Genomic DNA, 20,698 nt, shown 5'->3' with positions numbered 1-20,698 from the left:
GGGGTTCGGCTCCCCTTCCGGGGAATCCGGACGCCGTCCAGGAATAGGCTGGGGGCATGCATGGTGAGTACAAGGTCCCGGGTGGCAAGCTCGTCGTCGTCGATCTCGAGGTGGTCGACGACCGCATCGCGGACTTCCGCCTCGCGGGTGACTTCTTCCTCGAACCCGACGACGCGCTCGCGCTGATCGACCGCGCCGTCACTGGGCTCCCCGCCACCACGGACGCCGCAGGTCTCGCCGCCGCCATCCGCGGCGCCCTGCCGGAGGACGCCGTGCTCCTCGGCTTCACGCCCGAGGCGGTCGCGACGGCCATTCGCCGCTCCCTCGCGAAGGCGACGGGCTGGGGCGACTACGACTGGCAGCTCATCCACGAGGGCTCGGTGTCGCCGCAACTCCACCTCGCGCTCGACGAGGTCCTGACGAACGAGGTCGGCGAGGGCCGCCGCGGTCCGACGCTCCGCATCTGGGAGTGGGACCAGTCGGCCGTCGTCATCGGCAGCTTCCAGTCGCTCAAGAACGAGGTCGACCTCGACAACGCCAAGGCGAACGGCTTCGAGGTCGTCCGCCGCGTCTCCGGCGGCGGCGCGATGATGATGCAGCGCGGCGGCATCATCACCTACTCGCTCTACGTCCCGGCCGAGCTCGTGAACGGCATGACCTTCGCCGACTCCTACGCCTACCTCGACGACTGGGTGCTCGTCGCCCTCCGCTCGCTCGGCATCGAGGCGACGTACCAGCCGCTCAACGACATCACGAGCCCGTCGGGCAAGATCGGCGGTGCCGCGCAGAAGCGACTCGGGAACGGCGCCGTCCTGCACCACGTCACGATGAGCTACGACATGGACGGCGAACTCATGACCCAGGTGCTCCGCATCGGGCGGGAGAAGCTCAGCGACAAGGGCACCACCTCGGCCGCCAAACGCGTCGACCCGCTCCGCAGCCAGACCGGGCTCTCGCGGGCCGAGATCATCGATCGCATGAAGGACACCTTCGTCGAGATCACCGGCGCGACCCCGGGCCATGTCACCGATGCCGAGCGCGCCGCCGCCGAGCAGCTCGTCACCGACAAGTTCGCCACCGACGCCTGGCTCACCCGCGTCCCGTAGCCTGCCGCAGCCCGCGAACTGTCACCAGTGGCGGGTGTGCGGCTGCATCACCCACCGTTGGTGACAGCTCGCGGGCTAGGGTGGGGGGACGATGACAGCGCAGAACGAGACACCCGACCCGTCGACCCCCGCCACGCAGGCGTCCCTCGAGCAGCGGCTCGCCGACGCGGTGGCCGCCGAGAGCGACACCCGGGTCGTCGAACGCTGCGTGTCCCTCCTCGCCGGTCGCTACGAGGGTGAGGACTTCCTCCGCGTCGTCGGCGGACACCACGCCGAGGGCATCCTCGGCGGAGCGCCCGCGCTGTACTGGCCCGAGCTCTGGGGCACCCGCGCCCTGCTGCACGTGTGGGACGACTCGGCGACCGCGCCCGTCATCGGAGCCCTCGGCAACCAGGCCTGGCGCGTCCGCGAGATGGCCGCGCGCGTCTGCGCCGAACGCCGCATCGGCGACGTCGCCGCGATCGCACCACTGCTGAGCGACGACCACGCCCGTGTGCGCGCTGCCGGAGCCCGGGCGCTCGCCGTCGTCGGTGGTGAGGACGCCAAGCCGCTCCTCGAGGCGCTCCTCCGCGACCCCGACCGCGAGGTCCGTCGCGCCGCGCAGCAGTCCGCGAAAGCGCTCGCCGCCCGCCGCTGAGCTCGCGAAGGGGCCCGAACGGTGGGTCCCGGACGCTCGATACCGGCCATTCGGGACCCACCGCGGGCCGGACTAGTGGGTGCCGGCCTCGAGCAGGATGATCACGATCCCGAACAGGGCCGTCGCGACGCCACCGAGGAGACACCACCACCAGCGTGACCCGCGCACCACGAACGCCGCGCAGCCGAGCACGAAGAGCATCAGCGTGGACACCTGCAACGCCAGGATCACGGCGTGCTCATGGCTGAGCACACCGGCGACGCCGAACACGAGCGGGATCGTCGGAAGGACGGCGGACAGGAGCATCCCGGACGACTCCTGGAACCCGTGCCTGATCGACGCGCCGAGCGTCACCAACGCCTCATGTCGGTCGTCACCGTGGTGCGCGAGGGCGGCCGAGTAGACGTGCGCGAGCCAGAACACGATGAGGGTCAGCGCACTCGTGATGAGCACCTGCTCGACGTCGTCCTCCTCGTACACGCTCGACGCGCCGACGAGGCCGGCGTAGACGACGGTGCCGTAGATCGCGCTCGACGAGGTCAGTCGGCGTAACGGCGACGGTTTCGGCTGCATGATCCAGAGGATAGCGGGAGCTGCGGCCCGGCGTCCGGTTCAGTCGCCGACGTTGCGCTCGCCGCGTTCGTAGACCGAGGCCGCTGGCCCGACGATGTTGGTGTCGGGCGTGCCGACGACCTCGTGGTCCTTGTTGTCGTAGTCGAAGCGGTGCAGCACGTGCCGCATCGCCTCGACCCTGGCGCGCTTCTTGTCGTTGCTCTTGACGATCGTCCACGGCGCGTCGGCCGTGTCCGTCGCCTCGAGCATCGCCTCCTTCGCGCGGGTGTAGTCGCCCCACTTGTCGAGGGAGGCCAGGTCCATCGGGGAGAGCTTCCACTGTCGCACCGGGTCGACCTGGCGGATCGCGAAGCGCGTGCGCTGCTCGTCGGCGGAGACGGAGAACCAGAACTTCACGAGGTCGACGCCGTCGCCGACGAGCATCTGTTCGAACAGCGGGGCCTGGCGCATGAACTCGTCGTACTGCGCCGGGGTGCAGAACCCCATCACGCGTTCGACGCCCGCCCGGTTGTACCAGGACCGGTCGAACAGCACGATCTCGCCGGCGGCCGGCAGGTGCTGGACGTAGCGCTGGAAGTACCACTGCGTGGACTCGCGGGCGGTCGGCTTCTCGAGCGCGACGACGCGGGCGCCACGCGGGTTGAGGTGCTCGGTGAAGCGCTTGATCGTGCCGCCCTTGCCGGCCGCGTCGCGTCCCTCGAACACGACGACCAGCCGACGGTCGTTCGCCTTGATCCAGTTCTGCAGCTTCAGCAGCTCGATCTGGAGCAGCCGCTTGTCGCTCTCGTACTGCTCTCGCGACATGCGCTCCGCATACGGGTAGCCCTCGCGCCACGTGTCGATGTGGCTACCGGCGGCGTCGAGCAGGATGGGGTCGTCGTCGTCGACGTCGACCACCTGGTAACCGTCGACCTGGTCGAGTGCGGGCGGCGGGGCGTAGTGCGAGACGAGCTGCTGCATGGTCGGGACGCTAGTCCCCGTGCGTAACCGCCAGGTGGCCGGTGGGTGACGCGCTGGTGGCTAGCCGGCGGAGCGGGTGAGGAGGTCCTGACGCTCGGGGTGCGCGTCGAACCACTCGCCCACGTACCAGCACATCGGGACGATCCGACGGTCGCTGTGCTGCTCGACGTCGTCGACCGCGTAGGCGACGAGTTCGCCCGCGTACCCCTTGCCGCGGAAGGGCGGCGTCGTGAAGGTGCGGGGGAACGAGATCGAGTCGCCGGAGATCCGGTAGTCGACGACGCTCACCAGCTGGCCGTCGACGTGCATGGTGTAGCGCTGGGCATCGGTCTCGTTGGCGAACTCCGTGGTCATACGCGGTACAACGCGCGGGGCCGATCGTTCCTTCCCGGGTGTGCGGGCAGCGGACTGCCAGAATAGGCACATGTCCCTCGCCGCAGCAGCCGATGAAGTGCCGCTGCGATGGACCCCGGACGGCCCCGACCTCGTTCTCGAGGGCGACAACCTCGACGTCGTGGCGCAGCTGCCCGACGAGTCGTTCACGCTCATCTACCTCGACCCGCCGTTCAACACCGGCCGCGTGCAGCGTCGTCACTCCTCGACCTCGGTGCGGACGGCCGAGACGGGGGTGAACCGTTTCGCCGGCTTCAAGGGGCAGGCGTACGAGCGCATCCGCGGCGACCTCCGACGCTTCGACGACGCCTTCGACGACTACTGGGGCTTCCTCGAGCCGCGCCTCGTCGAGGCCTGGCGCGTCCTGGCCGCCGACGGCACCCTCTACCTCCACCTCGACTACCGCGAGGCGCACTACGCGAAGGTGCTCCTCGACGCCCTCTTCGGCCGGGAGTGCTTCCTCAACGAGATCATCTGGGCCTACGACTACGGCGCGAAGGCGCAGAGCCGCTGGCCGACGAAGCACGACACGATCCTCGTCTACGTGAAGGACCCGAAGGGGTACCACTTCGACAACGCGACCGTCGACCGCGAGCCCTACATGGCGCCCGGGCTCGTCACCGCGGAGAAGGCGGCGCGCGGCAAGCTACCCACCGACGTCTGGTGGCACACGATCGTGTCACCGACCGGTCGCGAGAAGACCGGCTACCCGACGCAGAAGCCGGAAGGGATCCTGCGTCGCATCGTGCAGGCGTCCTCCCGCGAGGGCGATTGGGTGCTCGACTTCTTCGCCGGCAGCGGCACGACGGGGGCGGTCGCGAAGGCGCTCGGACGTCGGTACGTCCTCGTCGACGAGAACCCGCAGGCCATCGAGATCATCCGCGCCCGCCTCTCCTAGCCCGCGAACTGTCAGTTCAGCACAGTCGCTGCGCCCGGAACTGTCGTCTGGTGACAGTTCGCGGGCTGGCGGGGAGGGTCAGACGGAGGCGCGCGGGACGAGGCGGGTCGGCATCATCGTGACGCGCTCGACCGGCTCGCCGGCGAGGCGACGGACCAGCACCCTCGCCATCTCGGCACCGAGGTCGACGGGCGACTGCGCGATCGTCGTGAGCGGCGGCGCTGCGGTCTCGCCGTAGCGGTCGTCGTCGTAGCCCACGACGGCGATGTCGCCGGGGATCGTCAGCCCGGCCTCGCGGATGACGGAGTAGGCGCCGGCGGCCATCTGGTCGTTCGCGGCGAAGAGCCCGTCGATGGGCACGCCGCGCGCGAGGAGACGCCGCATCGCGGCAGCGCCGTCGGCGGGGGAGAAGTCGCCCACCTCGACGAGGTCGTGTGGAAGACCCGCGAGCTCGAGCTCCGCACGCCACCCGGCGAGTCGGTCGACCCCACCCGGCATGTCCTGCCGGCCCGCGATCGTCGCGATCCGCGTCCTGCCGGCCTCGATGAGGTGACGGGCAGCGGTCCTCGCGCCCTCGACGTTGTCGACGTCGACGTAGGTGCTGTCGACGACGTCGGCACCCATCGGGCGACCGCCGAACACGATCGGGAGCTCCTGGCCGAGTCGGGTGTACGAGTGGTCACCGCTGTGGTGTGACACGACGAGCGCGCCGTCGACGTTGCCGCCGAGCAGGTAGCGGCGGGTCTTCTCGGAGTTCGCCTCACTCGCGATGAGGAGGTTGAGCGTGTAGTCGGTCTCCGCCAGCTCGAGGGCCACTCCCTGCACGACCGACGCGAAGAAGGGGTCCGAGAACACCCGGGCGGTCGACTCCGGGACGACGAGCGCGATGACCTGGGTGCGGCGGGAGGCCAGCGACCGGGCGGCGCGGTTCGGGACGTAGTCGAGCGCGGCGATCGCCTCGTTGACGACGGCGACGACCTCGGCCGTGACCTTCGGCGAGCCGTTGACGACGCGCGACACGGTCGCGCGGGAGACGCCTGCGCGTGCCGCCACCATCTCGAGCGTCGGGGCTCCTTGACCGGACTGCATCATCGTCCCCTTCCGAGCGGGTGAGCGTGCCGAGTGCAGTGTATCGCCGGGCGTCTGGACGTCCGTGGCCGGTGCCGCTCCTCAGGAGGTGACCGGCGTGTCGCGGCCCCTCGATCGCGACATGCCGGAGTGTTCCTGCGTCAGGGAAGCTCCGCCACGGCGGGCACCACACGCGAGGCGGCGATGCGGCGCGCGTACGCGAGTCCGCTGTCCTTGATCGTGCGCTCCTGCGTGTCGTAATCGACCCGCACGATGCCGAACCGCTTGTCGTAGCCGTACGCCCATTCGAAGTTGTCGAGCAGCGACCAGACGAAGTAGCCGCGCACGTCGGCACCGTCGGCGATCGCGAGTTCCACCTGGTCGATGTGGTCCTGGATGAAGGCGTCGCGGTCGACGTCGTGGATGCGGCCGTCCTCTGCGACGACGTCGTCGTAGGCCGCACCGTTCTCGGTCACGTACAGCGGCGGCAGCGTCGGGTACTCGCGGCCGAGCCGGACGAGCAGGTTGCGGAGGCCAGCGGGGTGCACCTCCCAGTCCATCGCGGTGCGCGGAAGGCCGCGGCTCGGGAAGGAGATGTCGGGGGAGGCGAGCCACGGTGAACCGGCCTCGCGCTCGGTCGCGCCGGAGTGGCCGCCGTCGGCGCCGGAGTCGTCGGGGTGACCCGACACGAGGTCGTCGTGGTAGTGGTTGACGCCGAGGAAGTCGATCGGGGCGGAGATGGTCTCGAGGTCGCCGTCGTGGACGAGCGTGTCGAGGCCGAGGCCCTCGAGGTCGTGGGCGACGTCGGCCGGGTACGCACCGAGGACGATCGGTTCGAGGAAGATGCGGTTCATGATCCCGTCGACGCGGCGGGCGGCGTCGACGTCGGCCGGGTCGGTGGGGTCCGCTGGGATCGCGTTCGTGAGGTTGAGGGTGATGCCGATCTGCTCGGCACCGAGCTCGCGGAGGCGCGTGGCGGCCAGGCCGTGGGCGAGGTGCTGGTGGTGGATGGCGGCGAGCGCGGCGGCCTCGTCGCGGCGGCCGGGTGCGTGCACGCCGACGGCGTAGCCGAGCAGGGAGGAGCAGAACGGTTCGTTGAAGGTCGTCCAGTGCTGGACGCGGTCGCCGAGCGCCTCGTAGGTGGCCTCGGCGTAGTCGACGAAGCGCAGGGCGGTATCGCGGTTCGTCCAGCCGCCCTGCTCCTCGAGCGCCTGCGGGAGGTCCCAGTGGTACAGGGTGAGCCAGGGGAGGATGCCGGCGTCGAGGAGCTGGTCGACGAGACGGCTGTAGAAGTCGAGGCCGGCGGGGTTGACGTCGCGGTCGCCCGGCTTGATGCGCGCCCAGCTCGTGGAGAAGCGGTAGGCGTCGAGGCCCAGCTCGGACATGATCGCGACGTCGCCGGCGGTGCGGTGGTAGTGGTCGACGGCGACCTCGAGGTCGTCACCGTTGGCGATCGCGCCGGGCACCCGGGCGAAGGCGTCCCAGATGGAGTCCTCCTTGCCGTCCTCGTGCGCTGCTCCCTCGACCTGGGCGGCCGCGGTGGCGGAACCCCAGAGGAACGGCGGCAGGATCAGGGCCGGACGGGTGGTGGGCTGGGGGGCGTGCGTCATCGAAGCTCCTCGTGGCTGGGTGCACGCCCATGCTATCGCCTGCTGAGAGCGCTCTCATGCTCGTCTGATGTGTGGGTGGGGTGTGGCGCCAGCGCGGTGCGCTGACGCGAGCGCGGGTCTGCGGCGTGAGCGCGCCCCTCCGGAGGGGCGCGCTCACGCGCTGGGGTCGCGGTGACGCCGATTCGACAGCGGTCACGTCAGCGCACCGCGCTGACACCCGGATGACCCTTCAGCGCGGTGCGCCGGCGGCGGTCACCCCGCGCTCACGTCAGCGCGGTGCGCTGGCAAGCCGACGAACGACGGTCAGCGACGGGCGGACGGATCGACGACGCGGTTGCTCGCGGTGTCGGGCGACAGCTGCGACCCCGCGAGCTCGGCGGCACGCTGGGCGGCGAGCGACAACTCGTCCTCGGCGTCCTCGGCGTCCTCCGCAGCCTGGGCGTCGGTGCGCTCCTGCAGCGCGGACTTCGCCCGCAGCGGCGGCGCCTTGAGGAACCAGCTCAGCACGAACGCGACGGCGACCACCGCGAAGCTCACCCAGAACACGGTCACGGTCGCATCCGCGAACCCCGTGAGGAACGGCGCGGCCAGGTCGTGGTTCGCACCGACGAGGAACGAGGTGTCGCCGTCGAGCGCGGAACCGGCCGAGCCGCTGTTCTCCTGCGCCCGCTGCAGCACCTTGAGGATGCCCTCGTTCGCCGGGTCCGACAGCACGGCCGGGTCCTGCGCCGCAGCCCGGACCCGCTCGCTGAGCGTCGGGTCGGCGAACGCCGCCGCGATGGTCGTCGGGATCCGCGTGTAGAGCACGGAGAAGATCACGGCCGTGCCCAGCGTTCCACCGATCTGACGGAAGAAGGTCGACGAGCTCGTCGCCACCCCGATGTCGCGTGCCTCGACGGCGTTCTGGCTCGCGATCGTCAGCGTCTGCATCAGCTGGCCGAGTCCGAGGCCGACGAGCAGCATGCCGCCCATCATCCACCAGACGGGCTTGTCGGCCGTCGCGAAGCTGAAGTAGAAGAAGCCGCTCAGGAGCAGGAAGGTCCCGACGATCGGGAACGCCTTGTACTTGCCGGTCCGCGCGATGATCTGGCCGCTCGCGATCGACGAGATCATGAGGCCGAGGATCATCGGCAGCATCAGCAGGCCGGACTCGGTCGGCGTCGCACCCTCGACGAGCTGCAGGAACAGCGGCACCGTCATCATCGCGCCGAACATGCCGAACCCGACGAGCACGCCGAGGATGGTGGCGACCCGGAAGGTCGAGTTCTTGAAGAGCTTCAACGGGATGAGCGCATCGTCGCCCATGGCCCGTTCGACGAGGATGAACCCGATGATGCCGGCGACCCCGATGGCGTAGCAGGCGATGGACCCGGCCGAGGCCCAGCCCCAGATGCGGCCCTGCTCGGCGACGAGCAGCAGGGGCACGACGGCGAGGACGACCGTGGCGGCACCCCACCAGTCGATGCGGACGCTGTGGCGGGTGTGCGGGATGTGCAGGAAACGGAGGACGATCGCGAGCGCGATGACACCGATCGGCAGGTTGATGAGGAACACCCAGCGCCAGCCGGTGATGAACAGCAGCTCGGGGGCGCCGGCGAACAGGCCGCCGATGAGCGGGCCGATGACGCTCGAGACGCCGAAGACCGCGAGGAAGTACCCCTGGTACTTGGCGCGCTCGCGCGGGGCCAGCATGTCGCCCATGATCGTCAGCGGCAGGGCCATGAGGCCGCCGGCGCCGAGGCCCTGGATGGCACGGAAGATCGCCAGCTCGTACATCGAACCGGACATGCCGGCGAGGAGCGAGCCGATGAGGAAGATCGAGATCGCGATGATGAACAGCGGGCGGCGGCCGAAGATGTCGGACAGCTTGCCGTAGATCGGCGTCGAGACGGTCGAGGTGATCAGGTAGGCGGTGGTGACCCACGCCTGGAGGGCCATGCCGTCGAGGTCGTCGGCGATCGTGCGCATCGAGGTGCCGACGATGGTCTGGTCGAGTGCGGAGAGGAACATACCGGCCATGAGGCCGAAGATGATGAAGAGGATCTGCCGGTGACTGAGGACGGGGGCGGATCCCGACGGCTCGGTCGAGGCGGGGGAGCTGGATGACATGCGGTCTCGTTCGACTCTGGGCGCGCCGGTTTGCAGGCGCACCGACGTTGGGGATTTTGCGTAGTGTGCAAACTTACACCCGGCGCAAGTTCCGCGGCAACCGCTTCGGTCAGGGCGTGGTGGTCGTCGCTGCGTCGAGGTTCGCGTCGAGCGCCGCGAGGTAGTCCAGGGTGGCCGTGAGTGCCACGTGGGCGTCGTCGAGGTCGAGGTGGAACTGGTACTCGTGGGGGAGTGCCGGCTCGTGGTCCGCGGCCCAGAACAGCTTCGTGACGTCGACGCCGGCGTCCTCGAGGGCGCTGCTCATCGGGACCGACTGCAACCAGGTGAGCGCGTCGCCGTTCCCGCCGGTGATGAAGGTCGGCGGGAAGTCGACGGTGACGAAGTCGATCGTCGACATGAGCGCGCCGGTCGACGTCTCCGACCAGTCCTTCGTACCCGCGTAGGCCCAGAGGGCGGTCTGGAGGCCCCAGGCGCCGATGCCGTCGAGCTCGGCCATCGACGGCAGGTCGTAGACCCCGCAGTTGAGGATCGTCCCGACGAGCTGGTCGGCGTCGATACCAGGGGTCATGCCCGACAGCGTCGCGTAGTCGGGGTTGGTCGTGAGGACGGCGAGCTGGCTGGCGAGCTGCGATCCCGCTGAGTCGCCCGCGAGCACGAGGCGGTCCGGGTTCCCGTTCCACTCGGCGGCGTGCTCCGAGATGTACGCGAGGGCGTCGTTGAGTTGGTTCACGGCCGTCGGATAGACGGCCTCGGGAGCGATCGTGTAGTTGACCGCGATCGTCGTGTACCCCGCTGCTGCGAGGATGCGGAGGTAGGGCTCGACGTTGCCCTTCTCGCCGGAGATCCAGGCGCCGCCGTGGATCCAGACGATCGTGGTCAGCGGTTCGGTGCCGTCCGCTGGGGTGAAGACGTCGAGGGTGGTGTCCACCTGTGGTCGGCCGCCGCTCGGTGCCGCGTACGCGATGTCGCGGAACTCCGTGAGCTTCGTGTCGGGGACGTACGGTTCCATCTCGGCGACCGTCGCAGCACCGCCGCGTTCGAACACCGAGCGGATGAGGAGCGCGGACGGCCACGGGGTGATGGCTGCGATGACCGCGACGACGAGGCCGAGACCGATCACGACGGCGGCCGCGGTCAGGAGCCGACGGAATCGCGGGCGCTTCCGGTGCGTCGGCGCGTGGTGTGCTGGCGTCCCTGCGGTCATGGTCGGGCCCCTCGTCCGGTGTGCAAGCCTGTCGACAGTGTGGCAGAGGCGCATGCGCCGTGTCGCGGTTAGGCTCGACGTGTGACCGCAGCCCACCAGCCCTCCCATCGACGCCCGGTTTCGCGGCGCGTCCGACGCAACCGCGTGATCGCGTTGAGCGTCCTGGCCGCCGCGCTCGCGATCCTGCTCGTGGTGCTCGTCGTGAACATCGCCGGCGGCGCCACGCCCACCCCGGCCGCCGCCACGAAGACGCCGAGCGCGACCCCGTCCGTCACCCCGACGCCGACCCCCACCCCGACGCCGACGGAGACGGTTCCGGTCGCGCCCCCCGCCCCGCCGGCGTTCGACAAGGCCGCCTACTCGATCGACGACCCGCTGAGCCCGTGGGTGGTCGTCAACAAGACCCGGCCGCTGAACCCGGTCGACTACACACCACCGGACCTCGTGTCCGTCCCCGTCGCCCACACGTGGGACCCGCTGTTGCGTGCCGAGGCCGCCGCCGCGATCGTGCAGCTGTTCGACACCGCCTCCGCCGAGGCCGGCCTGTCGCTCGCCTCGAACAGCGCGTACCGCAGCTACTCGAGCCAGGTGTCGGTGTACAACAGTGAACCCGACGACTCGACGACGGCGCGCCCCGGCTACAGCGAGCACCAGACCGGCTGGACGATGGACATCGGTGCCGAGAGCGGCAACTGCTCGCTCAACACCTGCTTCGGCGACACGGCGGAGGGGCAGTGGCTCGCCGCGAACGCCTACCGCTTCGGGTTCCTCCTGCGGTACCCGGCCGACAAGGTCGACGTCACCGGCTTCTCGTTCGAGCCATGGCACTACCGCTACATCGGCGTGCCGCTCGCGACCGAGATGCACAACACGGGCGTGACGACGCTCGAGGAGTTCTTCGGACTCCCGGCGGCTCCCGGGTACCTGAACTAGCCCTTCGACAGGCTCAGGGACCGGGGCGGAGTGGGCTCAGGGACCGGGGGTCGGCACGTCCCTCGACAGGCCCGGATGCAGGCGACGGGCTCGGATGCAGGCGACGGGCTCGGCGAGCGTGTGTCCGCTCACCGAGCCCGTCGAGGCGTCGGCTGCCTAGGCGCCGAGGGCGGCGTCGACGATCTGCTTCGCCTCCGCCTGGACGAGCTTGAGGTGCTCCGCGCCCTTGAACGACTCGGCGTAGATCTTGTAGACGTCCTCGGTGCCGGACGGACGAGCGGCGAACCACGCGTGCTCGGTCACGACCTTGACGCCGCCGATGGCCGCGTCGTTGCCCGGCGCGTGACTGAGCTTCGCGACGATCGGGTCGCCGGCGAGCTCGGTCGCCGTGATGGCGTCGCCGTCGAGCTTGCCGAGCCGCGCCTTCTGTTCCTTCGAGGCGGCGGCGTCGACGCGCTCGTACACGGGGTCGCCGAAGCGCTCGGTCAGCTCCCGGTAGAGCACCGAAGGGGTCTTGCCCGTCACGGCGAGGATCTCGGCGGCGAGCAGGCAGAGGAGGATGCCGTCCTTGTCGGTGGTCCACACCGAGCCGTCGAAGCGGAGGAAGCTCGCGCCGGCGCTCTCCTCGCCACCGAAGCCGACCGAGCCGTCGACGAGACCGGGAACGAACCACTTGAAGCCGACCGGGACCTCCCAGAGGCGGCGTCCGAGGGATTCGGCCACGCGGTCGACGACCGACGATGACACGAGGGTCTTGCCCACGGCTGCGTCCTCGCGCCAACCCGGCCGGTTCGCGTAGAGGTAGTCGATCGCGACGGCGAGGTAATGGTTGGGGTTCATGAGCCCGGCGTCGGGCGTGACGATGCCGTGGCGGTCCGCGTCGGCGTCATTGCCGGTGAGGAGGTCGAACTCGTCGCGTCGTGCGACGAGTGCCGCCATGGCGGAGGGCGACGACGGGTCCATGCGGATCTTGCCGTCCCAGTCGAGCGTCATGAACGCCCAGGCCGGGTCGACGTGCGGGTTCACGACGGTGAGGTCGATCTCGTAGCGGTCGGCGATCGCCTGCCAGTAGTGGACGCTCGCACCGCCGAGGGGGTCGGCACCGATGCGGATCCCGCTGCGCTTGATGGCGTCGAGGTTGATGATGTGCTTCAGGTCGTCGACGTAGTTGCCGCGGAAGTCGTACGTCTCGACGGCAGACGGTTCCGCCATCTTGACGTCGTGCAGCCCACCGGCGATGAGCTCGTTGGCGCGGTTCGCGATCCAGGAGGTCGCGTCGGAGTCGGCAGGTCCGCCGTGCGGGGGGTTGTACTTGAAGCCGCCGTCGGCCGGCGGGTTGTGGCTGGGCGTGACGACGATGCCGTCCGCCTGGTCGCCGTTGCCCTCGGCGTTGTACTTGAGGATCGCGTGGCTGAGCGCCGGGGTCGGCACGAAGTCGTCGAACTCGTCGACCAGGACGCGCACACCGTTGGCGACCAGGACCTCGAGGGCCGTCGTCTGCGCCGGCCCGCTGAGCGCGTGGGTGTCGGAGCCGATGAAGAGCGGCCCGGTGATCCCCTGGCTCGCGCGGTACTCGACGATCGCCTGCGTGGTGGCGGCGATGTGGTCCTGGTTGAACGCGGTGTTCAGCGAGGAGCCGCGGTGGCCGGAGGTGCCGAACACCACCCGCTGCTCGGGGATCGAGACGTCCGGCTTCAGCGTGTAGTACGCGTCGATGAGCGACGGGACGTCGATCAGATCTGCTTCGGTGGCGGGGGTACCTGCGCGATCGTTCATCGCACCAGTCTGGCAGGAACGACCGATGTCAGGAAGGCGCTTGACCCGTGGCGAGTGGCGATTCCCAGCGGAGGTCGGGGAAGCGCGCGAAGTCGCGATCGAGCGTGACGAAGGTGGCCCGGTGTTCGATCGCGAGTGCGGCGTGGGCCGCGTCCGAGACGAGGTTGCCTTGGGCCTCGACCGCTGCACAGAGCGAGGTGAAGACCGTCCAGAACGACGGGCCAGGGCGGACGACCTGAACGCCGGGCTCGTCGCGGAGTCGCTGCATCTGCTCGAGCGCGACGGAGATCGGAGTGGGATCGACGAAGATCCGACGCTGGGTCACGATCCGGATGTACCCCGCGAGCACGGCTTCGCTGACGCCCAGGGGCTCTCTCGATCGGACGGCATCTTCCAACCAGGTTGCGAGCGTGCGGTGGTGTTGTGAATCGGGTCGGAACGCGCCGATGAGGACGTTGGTGTCGACCACCTTCACCCGAAACCGTCCATGATGTCCTCGAGTTGCGCGTTGTTCGTGAGGTCGATTCCTGGGCGGGGTCCTCCCTGGCCGTACGGCACGACCTTGTAGGGCTCCCGCTCGGGCGGTGCGGCCGCTGCGGCCAGCTTCGCGCGCAGGGCCTCTTCGATGTAGGCGGTCACGGTCTTCCCCTCCTGCGAGGCGTGCTCGCGGACGGCCTCGTAGAACTCGTCGGCGAGTCGGATGGTCGTTCGCATGAGCCGAGCCTACGAAGGCGTATGTCGGTATGTCAACGACGCTACCCGGTTCCCTCGGCGCAGGGGCGGGCCGACACAGATCTGTGGAGCGGTCGCTGCTCCGGGTGCCAGTGGAGGGCCGTCGACTAGCGCGTGGCGAGGAGCGCCGCGGCCGAGGCGGAAGCGGAGGCGGTCGCGGAGGCGCTCGTCGTGGATGCGCCCGCGCCGGCGCCCGCGGCGTCCGGCACGGAGGTGCGCTGGTGGGACGATCCGGGCGTCGTCAGGTCGGCGACCGCGTAGGCCTGACCCGTGACGATGCGCTGGATGGCGTAGAGGCTCTCGGTGGCCGGCCCGAGGTACTTGCCCCGGTCGTCGGCGTTGCTCGACCCGACCGCGTTGTGTCCCTCGACGGCGCCGAGGTGGTCGCCGTCGCCGAGCGTCAGCCCGTCCGAGCCGAAGGTGGTCGCGCCCCAGGAGCTCGTCGCGGGGTCGGCTCGACCGGACAGGAGCTGGCCGAGACCGGCGAGGGTGTCGGCGCTCGCTTGGGAGGCGTAGACGCGGCCGGCCGGGACGTGCAGATCGTCGATCCCGATCTCCGTCGGGATGCCGGCCGAACCGAGCATGACGAAGTCGTCGACGTGATAGTCGCCGGACGCCAACGCGAGTGAGGCCGTCGCCGTGCCGTAGGAGTGCGCCACGACGCTCAACCGGGAGACGACGCCGTGAGCGGAACGGACGGCGTCGTATCCGGCGAGCACCCCGGCGAGCAGGGGAGCCCCCTCGATGGCCCGGTCGTTCGACGGCACCTCGAGTGCGCTCGGGCTGTGTCCGCCGATCCAGAGGATGACCGCACTGTCGGCTGCGGCGGTCTGGATGCGCTTCGCCCCGCGCAGGTAGTCGTCGAGTTCGAGGGCGCTGCTGTTCATCCCGGGGACGAGCACCGTGACGTAGGCGGCGGTGTCCACGTCTCCGACGGCGACCGCGACCCGCGGGGGTCCGGAGCCGCCCGCCTGCAACGTGATCAGGTACTCGGGCTGGAGGCGGGCGGCGATCGCGTCCGGTGCGTACCGGTCGGCGAGCAGCTTGATCGCGTCCAGGCGCGACAGGGTCGTGGCGAGGGCCGCCGAGTCCGCCTGCCCGTCGACCTGGTCGCTGCTCACCGTCAGCGAGCGGTAGCTCGCCTCGGTGTCGGCGAGGAGGCCGGCGAGCCGGGAGACGTTGGCCGTCGCCCGGTCCGTGTAGGCGACACCCTCGAGGTTGCCGATGACCGCCGGGTAACCGGTGATGAGCAGTGCGCGGTATCCAGGAGCGAGCTCGGTCCACAGCTGCGCGACCTGCGATGAGGACATCGTCGTGAGGGTCGTCGCCGCCGCGGCGAGATCCCCGGCGTAGGCGGTGGTGAAGGCGGCGGCCGTCATCGTCGGGACGGAGGAGGCCGCCGGTGCGAAGTCGGCGGCGGAGATCGCGGACGCACCGGCGGTCGAGGTCTGCGTCACCGTGACCACGCCGGCCAGGATCGCGGCGATCGCGACGGTCATGACGAGCGACTTGACGAGGGTCGCGCGGGCCGCCGAGATCGGCCGGTGCACCCAGGTCGGCAGCGACAACGACGGGAGGCTCCAGGAGGAGCCGAGGCTGAACGCGGCCTCGCTGCCGCTCGCCAGGTTCAGTCGGGGAGTGGACCGCGGGGCGGCGTCGGTGAAGACACTCGTCACGTCACTCCTGTTCCTGTCTCAGCCCGTCGGGTGGAGCCTCGCGCGACATGGATCACGCATCGAGATCGGGGAGACGAACGGCCGTGAACTCGCTTCCCGAGACGAGCGGCAGCGCTCAATACACCCTTGTATCCATTGTGGCGGGTAGTGGCGTGATTTGAATAGCTCAAAACGGGGGGTATCGGGGCCGAAATGACCCGATCTTCCTGGAAATCACCCGAATGTGACCTGGATGGGAGTCAACGGTCGTCCAAGGGCGTGTCGCGAACCACACGGTACGCTCGGAGGCATGCCAGCCGCACCCGCCGACGACGCCCTCCGGAGCTACAGTTTCCTCGGTCCGAGCGGGACGTTCACCGAGGTGGCGCTCGGCCAGGTCGAGGAGGCCAGGGGCCAGATCTGGAAGCCCGTGTCGAACGTCGGCGAGGCGCTCGGCGACGTCCTCGAGGGCCGCAGCACAGCCGCGGTCATCGCCATCGAGAACTCGGTCGACGGAGGGGTGTCCGTGGCGCAGGATGCACTCGCCACGATGCCCGGTCTCCGCATCGTCGGCGAGGTGCTCGTGCCGGTGAACTTCGTGCTCGTCGCCCGCCCCGGAACCCGCCTCGAGGACGTCTCGGTCGTGAACGCGCACCCCGTCGCCTACGGGCAGTGCCACCTCTGGCTCGACGCCAAGCTGCCCTCGCACGGACACATCCCGGCGTCGAGCAACGTCGCCGCCGCGGCCTCGCTCCTCGACGGCACCTCCACCGCCGACGCCGCGGTCGCCCCGCCCGGCATCGTGAACCACTACGACCTCGACGTACTCGCGGAGAACATCGGCGACAACCCGAACGCCGTGACCCGCTTCGTCGTCGTCAGTCGCTCACGGGAGATCCCGGCCAGGACGGGCGCCGACAAGACGAGCCTCATCGTCGAGCTGCCGAACGACGAGTCCGGCTCGCTGCTCGGCATGCTCGAGCAGTTCTCCACGCGAGGCGTGAACCTGAGTCTCATCGAGTCCCGGCCCATCGGCGACGCGCTCGGCCGCTACCGCTTCGTGATCGACGCCCTCGGACACATCGAGGACGAGCGGATGGCCGACGCCCTGCTGGGGCTCCGACGCTTCAGCCCGAACGTGATCTTCCTGGGCTCGTACCCGAGTGCCGACCGCACCGCCGTCGACTACCACTCGCGCTACAACGACGAGGTGTTCATCGAGGCCCGTGACTGGTTGCGCGGGCTGCTCTCGGCGGAGCCGCTCGACGACTGAGCTGTCACGCTCGCGCAGAACTCCGGCTGTCGGTTCGTGTCCGAGCTCGGGGACGGCGTGTCAGCGGGATTCGCGGCGGGGTGCAGGAGTTGTGGACGCCGACCGCGCGTCAATGCTGCCTCAGCTGACGATGTCGACACCGTGACCGCGGAGGCGCCGCTGGTCGGCCGTGAGCGAGGCGATGAGCCGCTCGTTCGTCCCGCGGATGTGGCGCGCGACGAGGTCCGCCGCGCGCTCGGGGTCGCGCGCCGCGACCGCGTCGAGGATGGCGCGGTGCTCCGTGGCGGCCTGCTCTCGGGCCTCGGGCGTCCGCACCTCGAGCCAGCGGGTACGGGCGAGCCGGACCATCGCGCCGCGCACCCCTTCGGCGAGCAGGTGGTTCGCGGACAGTGCCGCGAGCTCCTCGTGGAAGTCGCCGCCGACACGGAGCACCGTGTGCTCGTCGTCGGGGCGGGGTTCGTCGAGCAGGGTGCGGATCGCGGCGAGCTGCGCTTCGGTCGCGCGTTCGGCGGCGAGCCGGACGCCGGCGGTCTCGAGCGCCTCACGGACCTCGGCGATGAGGCCGATCTCTTCGAGGTCGATGGGCGCGACGATCCAGCCGCGGCCGTCCCGACGCGCCAGTCCCTCGGCCTCGAGCCGGGTGAGTGCGGCGCGTACGGGTGTCCGTGACGCCGCGAAGCGTTGCTCGAGCCCCCGCTCGGTGAGCGGCTGCCCGGGCGCGAGGTCGAGGGTCAGGATCGCCCCGCGGAGGCGCTCGTACAGCTGCGTGGTCTGCGTCGGAGTGCTCATCCGTGTTCCCGATCCGGCCGGTGGCGATTGGTATACCAAAATGGTGTACCGTCATGCTAGCAGTGGGAGACGCCCAGCGCAGGAAGCGGCACGATGACCGGATCGACACCAGCCCCCGTGGCCCCGGCGACCGCTCGCGGCGCGCGCCCACCGATGCCGAACGCCGGTCGGGCCTGGACCGTCCTCGGGCTCGGCGTCGCCGCGCAGACCGCCGGCACTCTTTTCGTCAGCACCCCGGCGTTCCTCATCCCGCTCCTGCACGCCGAGCGGGGCATGTCGCTCGCCGAGGCCGGCGTCCTGGCCGCTGCCCCCACGCTCGGCATGGTGCTGACGCTCATCGCCTGGGGCTGGCTGGCCGACCGTGTCGGCGAGCGCATCGTCATCGCCGGCGGCCTCGCCCTCACCGCGTTGGCCGCTGCCGGGGCGATCGCCGCGGACGGCCTCATCCCCTCGCTCGGCTATGGTCCACTCGGCATCCTGCTCCTCCTCGGTGGTGCCGCCTCCGCGAGCACGAACTCGGCGAGCGGCCGGATCGTCGTCGGCTGGTTCCCGAAGGACCGCCGCGGCCTCGCGATGGGGATCCGCCAGATGTCACAGCCGCTCGGCGTCACGGCGGCCGCGGTGACGGTGCCGTCCGTGGCGGCGGCGTCGGGCATCTCCGCCGCCCTCGTGATCTCGCTCGTCGCGACGGGTGTCCTCGCCGTGGCCTGCACCGTCGGACTCCGGAATCCGCCACGGATCGTCGTGCCGAAGCCGGTCCCGACGGAGACGACGCCGAACCCCGTGGCCGCGCGACCCCGCAACCCCTACCGAGGCGACGGCTTCCTCTGGCGCATCCACGCCGTGTCGATCCTGCTCGTGGTGCCGCAGTTCACCCTCACGACCTTCGCTCTGGTGTGGCTCGTCACCGATCAGGGCTGGAACGCACTCGCGGCGGGCGTGCTCGTCGGCGTGGCGCAGTTCGTCGGAGCGATCGGCCGGATCGGCGTCGGGGTGTTGAGCGACCGCGTCGGCAGCCGGGTGCGACCGCTGCGCTGGGTGGCGGTGTCGGCGGTCGTCGTCATGTTGCTCCTCGCCGGTGTCGGGCTGCTGCAGTGGCCGGTGGCGGTCGCCGTCGCGCTCGTCGTCGCCAGTGCCGTGACGGTCGCCGACAACGGGCTCGCCTTCACCTCGGTCGCGGAGATGGCCGGCCCCACCTGGGCCGGGCGGGCGCTGGGAGCGCAGAACACCGGCCAGTTCATCGCCGCGTCCGTCGTCGGCCCGGCGGTCGGTGCGCTCATCGGGCTGGTCGGCTATCCGCTCGCCTTCCTCGCGGTCGCCGTGCTCCCTGCCCTCGCGATCCCGATCATCCCGAGCGAGGCCGCGGAGCACGACCACCTCTAGGTCGTCGTCCCACCGGACCGGTCGGCTCGTCTAGTCGACGTTTGACGGATATCTATCGCGGCTGCCAGGCTTGCCGAGGCCCCACGACGGCCCGTGTACCTCCCCGCCGGCGAGTCGCGCTCCACTGCCTCCGACCACCGTCGAGCGACAGCCGGAGACGCCTGGTCGGCCGATCAGAAAGCACCACAGTGACCGGCACCACCACGTCCACCGACCCCGTCCACGCCGTCGCGGAGGCCGCCCTGCGGCGCAACGCGGGCGAACCCGAGTTCCACCAGGCGCTCCTCGAAGTCCTCGAGTCCATCCGCCCGGCGCTCGACGAACACCCCGAGTACCTCGAGGCGGGCATCCTCGAACGTCTCGTCGAACCCGAGCGGCAGGTCGTCTTCCGCGTGCCGTGGACCGACGACCGCAACCGGGTGCAGGTGAACCGCGGATTCCGCGTCCAGTTCAACTCGGCGCTCGGCCCGTACAAGGGCGGGCTGCGCTTCCACCCGAGCGTGAACCTGTCGATCGTGAAATTCCTCGGGTTCGAGCAGATCTTCAAGAACGCCCTCACCGCGCAGGGCATCGGCGGCGCGAAGGGCGGGAGCGACTTCGACCCGCACGGGCGGTCGGACGCCGAGATCATGCGCTTCTGCCAGAGCTTCATGAACGAGCTCTACCGCCACCTCGGCGAGCACACCGACGTCCCGGCCGGCGACATCGGCGTCGGCGCGCGCGAGATCGGCTTCCTCTTCGGTCAGTACCGGAAGATCACCAACCGGCACGAGTCGGGCATGTTCACCGGCAAGGGCGTCGGCTGGGGCGGCGCCGAGGTGCGCACCGAGGCGACCGGGTACGGGACGGTGTTCTTCGTGGACGAGATGCTCGCCGTCGACGGCCGCGGGGTCGAGGGCAAGCGCGTCATCGTGTCGGGCTCCGGGAACGTCGCGACGTACGCGATCGAGAAGGTCCACCAGCTCGGTGGCACCGCCGTCACCGCATCGGACTCCTCGGGGTACGTGGTCGACGACGCCGGCATCGACCTCGAGCTCCTCAAGCAGATCAAGGAGGTCGACCGCGGCCGGATCTCCGAGTACGCAGCCCGCCGTCAGGGCGCCCACTTCGTCGCCGACGGTAGCGTCTGGGACGTCCCGGGGGAGATCGCGCTGCCGAGTGCGACGCAGAACGAGCTGCACGAACGCGACGCGATCGCCCTCGTGAAGCACGGCGTCATCGCGGTCGCGGAGGGCGCGAACATGCCGTCGACGCCCGAGGCCGTGCGGGTGTTCCAGCAGGCCGGCGTCCTCTTCGGCCCGGGGAAGGCGGCGAACGCCGGTGGCGTGGCGACCTCGGCGCTCGAGATGAGCCAGAACGCGGCCCGGCAGCGGTGGTCCTTCGACGACAGCGAGGTGAAACTGCGCGGCATCATGCACGGCGTGCACCGCGCCGCTTATGAGGCCGCCGAACGGTACGGCCGGCCGGGCGACTACGTCGTCGGGGCGAACACCGCCGCGTTCGTGAAGGTCGCGGACGCGATGCTCGCCCAGGGCGTCATCTAGTCCCGCCTTGTCCCCGACTCAGGAGTGCTCCGGCGCGTCGACCGCTGACGGGCCC

Annotated in this window: 19 protein-coding genes; 7 read left to right on the top strand and 12 right to left on the bottom strand. The window is 70.3% G+C overall.

The genetic code is table 11. The annotated features are described in order from the left end of the window. The first annotated feature begins 56 nt into the window (after positions 1 to 56). Both IFR14_RS19195 and IFR14_RS19190 read left to right on the top strand, forming a co-directional pair. Positions 57 to 1,106 carry a lipoate--protein ligase family protein gene (locus tag IFR14_RS19195; protein ID WP_079706437.1) on the top strand — a complete coding sequence of 350 codons (1,050 nt, stop codon included), beginning with the start codon at positions 57 to 59 and terminating at the stop codon, positions 1,104 to 1,106. A 91-nt stretch (positions 1,107 to 1,197) separates the two neighbouring features. Beyond that, positions 1,198 to 1,743 carry a HEAT repeat domain-containing protein gene (locus IFR14_RS19190; protein WP_191941972.1) on the top strand — a complete coding sequence of 182 codons (546 nt, stop codon included), beginning with the start codon at positions 1,198 to 1,200 and terminating at the stop codon, positions 1,741 to 1,743. Between the two features lie 72 nt (positions 1,744 to 1,815). On the opposite strand, the gene IFR14_RS19185 is transcribed toward IFR14_RS19190, so the two are convergent. Genes IFR14_RS19185 through IFR14_RS19175 form a run of 3 tightly spaced genes read right to left on the bottom strand, consistent with a single transcriptional unit; the run spans position 1,816 to position 3,630 of the window. Continuing rightward, on the bottom strand, positions 1,816 to 2,316 hold the full coding sequence (locus tag IFR14_RS19185; RefSeq protein ID WP_079706439.1) for a hypothetical protein: 501 nt from the start codon (positions 2,314 to 2,316) through the stop codon (positions 1,816 to 1,818). A 39-nt stretch (positions 2,317 to 2,355) separates the two neighbouring features. Then, on the bottom strand, positions 2,356 to 3,276 hold the full coding sequence (gene ppk2 / locus IFR14_RS19180) for a polyphosphate kinase 2 (protein WP_121292258.1): 921 nt from the start codon (positions 3,274 to 3,276) through the stop codon (positions 2,356 to 2,358). Positions 3,277 to 3,336: 60 nt separating this feature from the next. Beyond that, positions 3,337 to 3,630 carry a GNAT family N-acetyltransferase gene (locus IFR14_RS19175; RefSeq protein ID WP_071260637.1) on the bottom strand — a complete coding sequence of 98 codons (294 nt, stop codon included), beginning with the start codon at positions 3,628 to 3,630 and terminating at the stop codon, positions 3,337 to 3,339. Positions 3,631 to 3,700: 70 nt separating this feature from the next. Between IFR14_RS19175 and IFR14_RS19170 the strand changes: the two genes are divergently transcribed. Continuing rightward, positions 3,701 to 4,567, top strand: a complete 867-nt coding sequence (locus IFR14_RS19170) for a DNA-methyltransferase (protein WP_191941971.1) — start codon at positions 3,701 to 3,703, stop codon at positions 4,565 to 4,567. Between the two features lie 78 nt (positions 4,568 to 4,645). Here IFR14_RS19170 and IFR14_RS19165 read toward each other — a convergent pair whose 3' ends face one another. The 4 genes from IFR14_RS19165 to IFR14_RS19150 form a co-directional block, all read right to left on the bottom strand. After that, positions 4,646 to 5,659, bottom strand: a complete 1,014-nt coding sequence (locus IFR14_RS19165) for a LacI family DNA-binding transcriptional regulator (RefSeq protein WP_138945473.1) — start codon at positions 5,657 to 5,659, stop codon at positions 4,646 to 4,648. Between the two features lie 137 nt (positions 5,660 to 5,796). Next, positions 5,797 to 7,245 (bottom strand): GH1 family beta-glucosidase, encoded by a 1,449-nt coding sequence (locus tag IFR14_RS19160; protein ID WP_191941970.1) that lies wholly within the window; start codon positions 7,243 to 7,245, stop codon positions 5,797 to 5,799. Between the two features lie 303 nt (positions 7,246 to 7,548). Further along, positions 7,549 to 9,354 carry an MDR family MFS transporter gene (locus IFR14_RS19155; RefSeq protein WP_191941969.1) on the bottom strand — a complete coding sequence of 602 codons (1,806 nt, stop codon included), beginning with the start codon at positions 9,352 to 9,354 and terminating at the stop codon, positions 7,549 to 7,551. Between the two features lie 109 nt (positions 9,355 to 9,463). Continuing rightward, positions 9,464 to 10,558 (bottom strand): alpha/beta hydrolase, encoded by a 1,095-nt coding sequence (locus tag IFR14_RS19150; RefSeq protein ID WP_191941968.1) that lies wholly within the window; start codon positions 10,556 to 10,558, stop codon positions 9,464 to 9,466. An 81-nt stretch (positions 10,559 to 10,639) separates the two neighbouring features. Between IFR14_RS19150 and IFR14_RS19145 the strand changes: the two genes are divergently transcribed. Further along, positions 10,640 to 11,491, top strand: coding sequence for a M15 family metallopeptidase (locus IFR14_RS19145; RefSeq protein WP_229939707.1), 852 nt, complete (start codon positions 10,640 to 10,642; stop codon positions 11,489 to 11,491). A 156-nt stretch (positions 11,492 to 11,647) separates the two neighbouring features. Here IFR14_RS19145 and pgm read toward each other — a convergent pair whose 3' ends face one another. The 4 genes from pgm to IFR14_RS19125 all read right to left on the bottom strand — a co-directional run bounded on the left by pgm (position 11,648) and on the right by IFR14_RS19125 (position 15,675). Continuing rightward, complete coding sequence (gene pgm / locus IFR14_RS19140; RefSeq protein ID WP_079706448.1) at positions 11,648 to 13,267, bottom strand: phosphoglucomutase (alpha-D-glucose-1,6-bisphosphate-dependent); 1,620 nt, start codon at positions 13,265 to 13,267, stop codon at positions 11,648 to 11,650. Positions 13,268 to 13,295: 28 nt separating this feature from the next. Then, positions 13,296 to 13,742, bottom strand: a complete 447-nt coding sequence (locus IFR14_RS19135) for a type II toxin-antitoxin system VapC family toxin (protein WP_159876102.1) — start codon at positions 13,740 to 13,742, stop codon at positions 13,296 to 13,298. Beyond that, entirely contained in the window at positions 13,739 to 13,981 is a 243-nt protein-coding gene (locus IFR14_RS19130) for a ribbon-helix-helix protein, CopG family (protein ID WP_191941967.1), read from the bottom strand. The genes IFR14_RS19135 and IFR14_RS19130 overlap by 4 nt, the downstream gene beginning before the upstream one ends. 125 nt (positions 13,982 to 14,106) lie before the next feature. Further along, on the bottom strand, positions 14,107 to 15,675 hold the full coding sequence (locus tag IFR14_RS19125) for an alpha/beta hydrolase (protein WP_191941966.1): 1,569 nt from the start codon (positions 15,673 to 15,675) through the stop codon (positions 14,107 to 14,109). Between the two features lie 289 nt (positions 15,676 to 15,964). Between IFR14_RS19125 and pheA the strand changes: the two genes are divergently transcribed. Then, the gene (gene pheA / locus IFR14_RS19120) at positions 15,965 to 16,927 is read left to right on the top strand and encodes a prephenate dehydratase (RefSeq protein WP_086475276.1); all 963 of its coding nucleotides are present in this window, start codon (positions 15,965 to 15,967) and stop codon (positions 16,925 to 16,927) included. A gap of 120 nt (positions 16,928 to 17,047) precedes the next feature. Here the strand turns inward: pheA and IFR14_RS19115 are convergent, their stop codons facing one another. Continuing rightward, positions 17,048 to 17,716, bottom strand: coding sequence for a GntR family transcriptional regulator (locus IFR14_RS19115; protein ID WP_064296886.1), 669 nt, complete (start codon positions 17,714 to 17,716; stop codon positions 17,048 to 17,050). Positions 17,717 to 17,809: 93 nt separating this feature from the next. Here IFR14_RS19115 and IFR14_RS19110 point away from each other — a divergent pair, with 93 nt between their 5' ends. Both IFR14_RS19110 and gdhA read left to right on the top strand, forming a co-directional pair. Further along, a complete protein-coding gene (locus IFR14_RS19110; RefSeq protein WP_446728101.1) occupies positions 17,810 to 19,099 on the top strand; it encodes an MFS transporter in 1,290 nt (429 codons plus the stop codon). A gap of 188 nt (positions 19,100 to 19,287) precedes the next feature. Further along, complete coding sequence (gene gdhA, locus IFR14_RS19105; RefSeq protein WP_191941965.1) at positions 19,288 to 20,643, top strand: NADP-specific glutamate dehydrogenase; 1,356 nt, start codon at positions 19,288 to 19,290, stop codon at positions 20,641 to 20,643. Positions 20,644 to 20,698 lie beyond the last annotated feature (55 nt).

Source organism: Plantibacter sp. CFBP 8775, from assembly GCF_014839505.1.
Lineage (GTDB): Bacteria > Actinomycetota > Actinomycetes > Actinomycetales > Microbacteriaceae > Plantibacter > Plantibacter auratus.
Note: the sequence above shows the minus strand (reverse complement) of the source record. Positions and strands in the feature narration are given on the sequence as shown.